This is a genomic window from Desulfomicrobium macestii (genome assembly GCF_014873765.1).
In the GTDB taxonomy this organism is placed as follows: domain Bacteria; phylum Desulfobacterota; class Desulfovibrionia; order Desulfovibrionales; family Desulfomicrobiaceae; genus Desulfomicrobium; species Desulfomicrobium macestii.
The window spans coordinates 1-7,103 of record NZ_JADBGG010000065.1 but is presented as its reverse complement, the minus strand read 5'-3'; the positions used below and the strand labels follow the sequence as shown (position 1 = coordinate 7,103).

General features: G+C 53.9%; 5 protein-coding genes. 4 read left to right on the top strand and 1 reads right to left on the bottom strand.

The features are described 5' to 3' along the window. Positions 1-51 precede the first annotated feature (51 nt). The 4 genes from H4684_RS20055 (at position 52) to H4684_RS20040 (ending at position 6,106) form a co-directional block, all read left to right on the top strand. Positions 52-1,209 carry a hypothetical protein gene (locus tag H4684_RS20055; RefSeq protein ID WP_225940584.1) on the top strand — a complete coding sequence of 386 codons (1,158 nt, stop codon included), beginning with the start codon at positions 52-54 and terminating at the stop codon, positions 1,207-1,209. Then, positions 1,206-2,498 (top strand): restriction endonuclease subunit S, encoded by a 1,293-nt coding sequence (locus H4684_RS21215; RefSeq protein WP_318779666.1) that lies wholly within the window; start codon positions 1,206-1,208, stop codon positions 2,496-2,498. Before H4684_RS20055 ends, H4684_RS21215 begins: the two co-directional genes overlap by 4 nt. A 9-nt stretch (positions 2,499-2,507) precedes the next feature. Then, positions 2,508-5,546: a type I restriction endonuclease subunit R gene (locus tag H4684_RS20045; protein WP_192625109.1), complete on the top strand. Its 3,039-nt coding sequence runs from the start codon at positions 2,508-2,510 to the stop codon at positions 5,544-5,546. A 122-nt stretch (positions 5,547-5,668) separates the two neighbouring features. Beyond that, the gene (locus H4684_RS20040; protein WP_192625108.1) at positions 5,669-6,106 is read left to right on the top strand and encodes a hypothetical protein; all 438 of its coding nucleotides are present in this window, start codon (positions 5,669-5,671) and stop codon (positions 6,104-6,106) included. A gap of 607 nt (positions 6,107-6,713) precedes the next feature. Here H4684_RS20040 and H4684_RS20035 read toward each other — a convergent pair. After that, entirely contained in the window at positions 6,714-6,902 is a 189-nt protein-coding gene (locus tag H4684_RS20035; RefSeq protein ID WP_192625107.1) for a hypothetical protein, read from the bottom strand. Between the last annotated feature and the right edge of the window lie 201 nt (positions 6,903-7,103).

Below are 7,103 nucleotides of genomic sequence, written 5' to 3'. Positions count from 1 at the left end.
TATTTGTTCATTATTTCAATAATGATTTTATAAATAATTTCAAGGAATATTATGATGTTATGTTGCTATGAACAAGCCAGTAGCTCGATAAAAACTGGTATCACTACCTACATCTGGATTCTGACCAACGCCAAGCCTGCGGAACGGCGTGGCCGCGTGCAGCTTATCGATGCGAACCTATTGTTCCGCAAATTGCGCAAAAATCTTGGTGACAAGAACTGCGAGTTCGCGCCCGAACATATTGATCAGATCCTTGCAACCTACACCGCATTCCAACCGGTCGAACGCGAACTGGACGCCAATGGCGACCCGACCGGCATCGCGGTGCAGGTCTTCGACAACAGCGATTTCGGCTACTACAAGGTCACCATCGAACGCCCCGACCGCCGCCGCGCACAGTTTGCTCCTGAGCGGCTGGAGCCCTTGCGCTTCGACAAATCCCTACGCGAACCCATGGAACAACTTTGGTCCGAACATGGCGACAAGGTCTATGAGCCCGGCTTTCTGAAATCACAGGCCAAGGCCATCCAGGCCTGGTGTGATGAACAGGAGATCGCACTGAACGCCAAGCAACGCGCCAAGTTGGTGAATACTGCCTCCTGGCTGCGCCAGCGCGAGTTGATAGAGGTCGGGCACCAGCTGATGCAATCTGTGGGCACCGAGGAAACAGCGGATTTCAATGCGTTCCGTAACAGGGTGGCCAAGACCCTCAAGGCCCGCAAGATCAAGCTGTCGGCGACTGAGAAAAACGCGATCCTAAACGCGGCCAGTTGGTATTCCGATGATGCGGAAAAAGTCATCGACAAGACCCTGACCTTCACCAAGGGAGAGTTGGAGGCCTTGTCGGCGCGGCTGGGGTGCGGCATCGAGGACTTGGGGCACTTCGGCCTTTATGCCCAGCCCGATGGCAACTGGCTGACCTATGAATCCAGTACCGATCTGCGCGACAGCGAGGCGGTGCCGCTGAAGGACAGCATCCACCGCTATTTCAAAGCCGAGGTAAAACCGCATGTGCCCGAGGCCTGGATCAACCTCAACACGGTCAAAATCGGCTACGAGATCAGCTTCAACAAGTATTTCTACCGCCAGAAGTCGCTACGCGGCCTCGATGCCATAACGCGGGACATTTTGGAGCTGGAGCAAAAGGCTGATGGCTTGATCGCCGATATCCTGGGGGTGACACCCGCTGATCTATCGGAGGAGGTGTGAGAAACATCGCAGCTTACTCAACCTATGACAGCTACAAGGACAGCGGCGTCGAATGGATTGGCCAGATACCGTCCCACTGGTCAGTCAAAAGAGCGGGTTTTATTCTCGAAGAACTGAGTGAAAGATCCAAAGACGGATCGGAGCCTCTATTATCGTTAAGCAAGATACACGGTGTAATCCGAAGGGACAGCATGGCAGAGCGCGGCGGCCAAGCTGATAGTCTGGTCGGCTATAAAATGGTGTCTAAGGACGACATCGTCGTCAACCGCATGCAAGCATCGAACGGTCTTATGGCAATTTCGAGAATGTCTGGCATCACTAGCCCAGACTACGCAATCTACCGAGTGAAACGGAATGTACCAATGCGCGCCGATGTCGTGGCGGCATTGCTCCAGCAAGTTGAGTATCAAGGTGAGATCAAGCGGCGCGTCAAAGGCGTCATGGAAGGTTTCATTCGCCTCTATTCGGAGGACTTATTTCGCCTTCCTCTGATTTGCGCTCCCCTCCCTGAGCAACGCGCCATCGCAGTGTTTCTGGATGAAAAATGTGCTAAGTTGGACGAGGCGGTACGGATCAAGGAACAGCAGATCGCCCTGTTGAGAGAGCGGCGGCAGATCCTGATCCAGCAGACCGTCACCCACGGCCTGAACCCCGTCGCCCCGATGAAAGACAGCGGCATCGGCTGGATCGGCCAAGTCCCCGCGCATTGGGAGGTGCGGCGGAGCAAATATGTTTTCACTCAGCGCAAGGAACTTGCTCGTAAAGACGACATCCAGCTTTCCGCAACTCAATCCTACGGTGTAATTCCGCAGGAAGAATTCGAAGAACTTGTCGGACGCCGCGTGGTTAAGATCCAGACCAATCTCGAAAAGCGCAAACGCGTAGAAATCGATGATTTCGTGATCAGCATGCGCAGCTTTCAAGGAGGCCTGGAACGGGCGTTTGCGACAGGCTGCATTCGATCATCTTATGTTATCCTACACCCGCTGGAACCGGTGAACGCCGATTTCTTTGGCTATCTGTTCAAGAGTCCACGATACATCAAAGCGCTTCAGGCAACCGGCAGCTTCATTCGCGATGGTCAAGACCTGAACTTCGACAACTTCTCGAAGGTCGACCTATTTCTACCACCGCTCAACGAACAGGCGGAGATCGCGGCGCATATCAAAACCGGTTGCGAGAAAATCGACAATGGCATCGCCATCAAGGAAGAGCAGATCGCCGCACTCAAGGAATACAAAACCAGCCTGATCAACGCGGCGGTCACAGGTAAAATCAAGGTCATTTAGGGAGTCCGCATGGTCAGCAACACCAAGGAAATCGCACTGGAACAGGCCATTCAGAAACATCTGACCGGCCACACCAGTGAAGAACTCAGCGGCAGCCCCGCGCCTGCTGGTCCCGGCCCCTTCCGGCTTGGCCTGGCTGCGGATTTCGACGCCGAATATGCGCTCGATACAAGGCTGTTCTGGGAGTTTCTGGAAGCCACCCAGAGCAAGGAACTGGCTAAACTGAAGGCTCGCAATCCCGACGACTGGCAGCGCAAGATCCATGAACGCTTCGACCGACTGATCAAGAAGAACGGGGTGCTGCATCTGCTCAAGAAGGGCCTTGCCGTTGATGACTCCTTCTTTGCACTGATGTATCCCGCGCCGCTCGCCAGTTCGGCGGCCAAAGTGCACGAGAACTTCGCCGCCAACATCTTCAGCGTCACCCGGCAAGTCCGCTATTCGCAGACCAATCCTGCCGAAGAAATCGACATGGTCCTCTTCATCAACGGGCTACCGCTGATCACCATCGAGCTGAAGAACGCCTGGACTGGCCAGACCGCCCGCTATCACGGCCAGAAACAGTATCGCACCAGCCGCGACGCCACCCAGCCCCTGCTGCAGTTCGGCCGCGCGTTGGTGCATATGGCGGTGGACACCGACGAAGTGTTCATGACTACCAAACTGGCCGGGCCTGCCACTTTCTTTCTGCCCTTCAACAAAGGCCACAACGAGGGCGAGGGCAACCCGCCTAACCCGAATGGCCACAAGACCGCTTATCTGTGGGAAGAAGTCTTCACCAAGGAGAGCCTCGCGGGCATCATCCAGCATTTCGTGCTGCTGGAGGGGAAGTCGACCGACCCGCTGGCCAAGAAGACGCTGATCTTCCCGCGCTATCAGCAGTTGGACGTGGTGCGCCGCCTGCTGTCGCACGCAGCCACGACTGGTGTGGGGCAAAGCTATCTGATCCAGCATTCGGCGGGTTCGGGGAAGTCGAACTCGATCACCTGGACGGCCTATCAGCTGATCGAGACATATCCGGCCAAAATGGACATTCCCGGTGCCAGGGGACTGGATCAGCCGCTGTTCGACTCGGTCATCGTGGTTACCGATCGCCGTCTTCTGGACAAGCAGCTGCGTGAGAACATTAAGGATTTCTCCGTGGTCAAGAACATCGTCGCCCCGGCCTTGCGCTCGGCCGATCTGAAATCGGCGCTGGAGAACGGCAAGAAGATCATCATCACGACGATTCAGAAGTTCCCGTTCATTATTGAGGGAATCGCCGACCTGAGTGACAAGCGGTTCGCGGTGATTATCGATGAAGCGCACAGCGGCCAGAGCGGCAGCGCCCATGACAACATGAACCGCGCGATGGGTGCGGGCGATGCGGACCCGGACGAAGTTGACCCGCAGGAACGCATTCTGGCGGCGATGCAGTCGCGCAAGATGCGCGGCAACGCCTCATATTTCGCCTTCACGGCCACCCCGAAAAACACGACATTGGAAAAGTTCGGCGAGCGCCAGGCCGACGGCAGCTTCAAACCCTTCCACCTCTACAGCATGAAGCAGGCCATCGAGGAAGGCTTCATCCTGAATGTCCTAGCGAACTACACGACCTACAAGAGCTATTACGAAATCCAGAAGTCGATTGCCGACAACCCCTTGTTCGACAACAACAAAGCCCAGAAGAAGCTGCGAAGCTATGTCGAAAGCAGCCAGCAGACGATCAATACCAAAGCAGAAATCATGCTCGATCATTTCATCGAGCAGGTTGTAACGCCCAAGAAGTTGCGCGGCAAAGCCAAGGGAATGATCGTCACGCAGAACATCGAAATGGCAATACGCTATTACAAAGCGTTGACGAAGCTGCTGGCGGATAGGGGGCGCCCGTTCAAGGCGCTGATCGCGTTCTCGGGCGAGAAGATTGTCGATGGCGTGACCTATACTGAAGCCGAAACGAACGGTTTTTCCGAGTCTGACACGCGGGATCGGTTCGACGAAAACGATTACCGGCTGCTGGTCGTCGCGAACAAGTATCTGACCGGTTTTGACCAGCCAAAGCTGACCACGATGTACGTGGACAAAAAGCTGCAGCACGTCATGGCCGTGCAGGCCTTGTCACGACTGAACCGCTCGGCTCCGAAGCTAGGCAAGCGGACCGAGGATCTGTTCATCCTCGATTTCTTCAATGACGTTGCGGACATCAAGACGGCCTTTGACCCCTTCTACACTGTCACGACCCTGTCTTCGGCCACGGATGTGAACGTCCTGCACGAACTAAAAGGATCACTCGACCACGTTGGCGTGTATGAATGGCAGGAGGTCGAAGAGTTCGTCACCCGCTATTTCGCAAATGAGGACGCCCAGGCCCTGAGCCCGCTGATCGACACGGCCGCAGATAGGTTCAATAAGAAGTTGGAGTTGGCGGAGGAGGCCAAAATCGACTTCAAAGTCAAGGCGCGGCAGTTCGTGAAGATTTATGGTCAGATGGCGTCAATCATGCCGTTCGAAGTCATCGAGTGGGAAAAGCTGTTCTGGTTCCTGAAGTTCCTGGTGCCGAAACTGAAGATCAAAGATCCCGACCAAGACATGCTCGACAAATTACTGGAAGCGGTCGACCTGTCGTCCTACGGCCTTGAGCGAACAAAACTGAACCATAGTATCGGCCTGAACGCGTCGCCTACAGCGCTTGACCCGCAGAATCCCAATCCGCGCGGCCCCGGGCCAGACCCTGAGACTGATCCCCTTGATGAAATCATTCGCAGCTTTAATGAACGTTGGTTTCAGGGTTGGAGTGCCACACCAGAAGAACAGCGGGTTAAATTTATCAACATTGTCAAGAGTATCCGCGCTCACCCCGACTACACTTTCAAGTATGAAGCAAATGCAGACCCTTACAACCGTGGACTTGCTCTTGAGAAAATGCTGCAGGACGTGATGCTGAAACGGCGGAAAGATGAGCTTGAGCTTTACAAACTTTTCGCGTCTGACCCAGCGTTCAAAGCAGCATGGAGCCACAATATCGAGCAGGTGCTCAACATGAGATTGGACAATCGACCCAGCGCTTGACGCGAACGTGTTAGGCAGTGTGAGAATGCGGGAATTATTCAGGACGGGATGTTGAAAGACGAGACACTCTATTAAGAGGTTCCTTTCTTGAGGACTATTGCATCCAGCCATGAGGATTAACCATGAATACAAAGCCCTTGCCGGAACTCGTCGAAATTGCCTTGGAAAATTGGGACGGCCTCGTCTTTTTCGCCTATAATGGTTTTGAGACTTTGGGACCGGGCGCAGTGGGAATTATTGACGATGGAGGCTGGCCGGAACTTGTCTACGGGCCACGCGAGTATTTCGCTGGGAACGGATTGCATGAGGTCACGGAGATACTCGACATCTACGACCCGGAGATGGAGGTAGTTCTCTATTTCGACGTGCCGGAAGGAAACCGCACTGTGCGCGTTCGCACACCTCCGAAGGGTCGGTCACCAAAACGGGTCTGGTTTTTTGAAATGCTGCGCAGGGTAACGGATGAGCCGGAAAGTCTGCCTGACAACCTGCCCGCATGGTTTTTGTCGGCGTTGGACGGCCTGGAAAAAGCTGAGAAAGCCAATTTGCCGACAGATTGAGGAGACGTTAACCGGGCCGTTGGGGAGCAAGACCGCAGTGTACGTGTTTGCCTGAATTGCTCTATATCGTCGAAGGCTACAAAGCGATCTTGTTGTGATACTTGATACGATCTTGACGTGGTTCGCACCGCCGTTGTCGGTCCTCGGCATTTGAAGTTTTATGAAAGTGCGATTGCTGACTTTTGCTTACCACAAATACAAGTTTTCCCTAGTAGTTACTGCGCATCCTGACTAGGAATTTATCTAAATTTCAGCATGTTGCTCTCGCAACCGTCTTGCGTGCGCGTAGTTGCCCCGCGATTTGAATATCAACATTTTTCAACAGTCTTGCGCGTGCCTCCATGACGTCCCGAGGCTGTTAGCAAAGTTAGCATCGCAACGGCCAGGTTTGTGTGGAATCGGCACAAAAATGTTAGGTTTTGTAAGGTTCTTTTAAGTGTCACGCGTTGTCTGGTCCATCTGTTTGCGGAACACAGCTCTTTTCAGGGGCCACTTTATCACACACGTGCCCAAACCTAACCATACCCCGCGAATGGCATCCGCTCGCGTGAGCGCGTACTGGTGCGAATAAAATTCACTCAAAAAGCTGCCTCCGTGGAGGCATGCCCTACTTCACACCCAAGTGCAGCCCCTCTTGGAGTTCGTCTTCCGTGATTGGCGTCCCGCGCATCATAGCTTTAAGCGCAAGGTCGTAAAGCTTTTCTGCCAGAATATTTTCAACTTCGGGAAGGCTAATTCCAAAAATGTCTCGATACATCCTGGCCACTTCAAAACGTCCTTTCGCTGTAGAGTCCATACTTCCCCCCATGAAAGTGCCCCGATTCTGAATATAATCAGTACTTCATTTGGAAATGGCTCGACAAGGCAAAATATCGGCGGGGCAAGCTCAAGATCAAGTTTCTGGGTTCCTCGCTGTTTCAAGTGGGTAGGGGCCTTGAACCCCTGACCGCATCCGGGTAATTCGTTCGCCTATGAAAGACACCGACCTTTTCCAGTT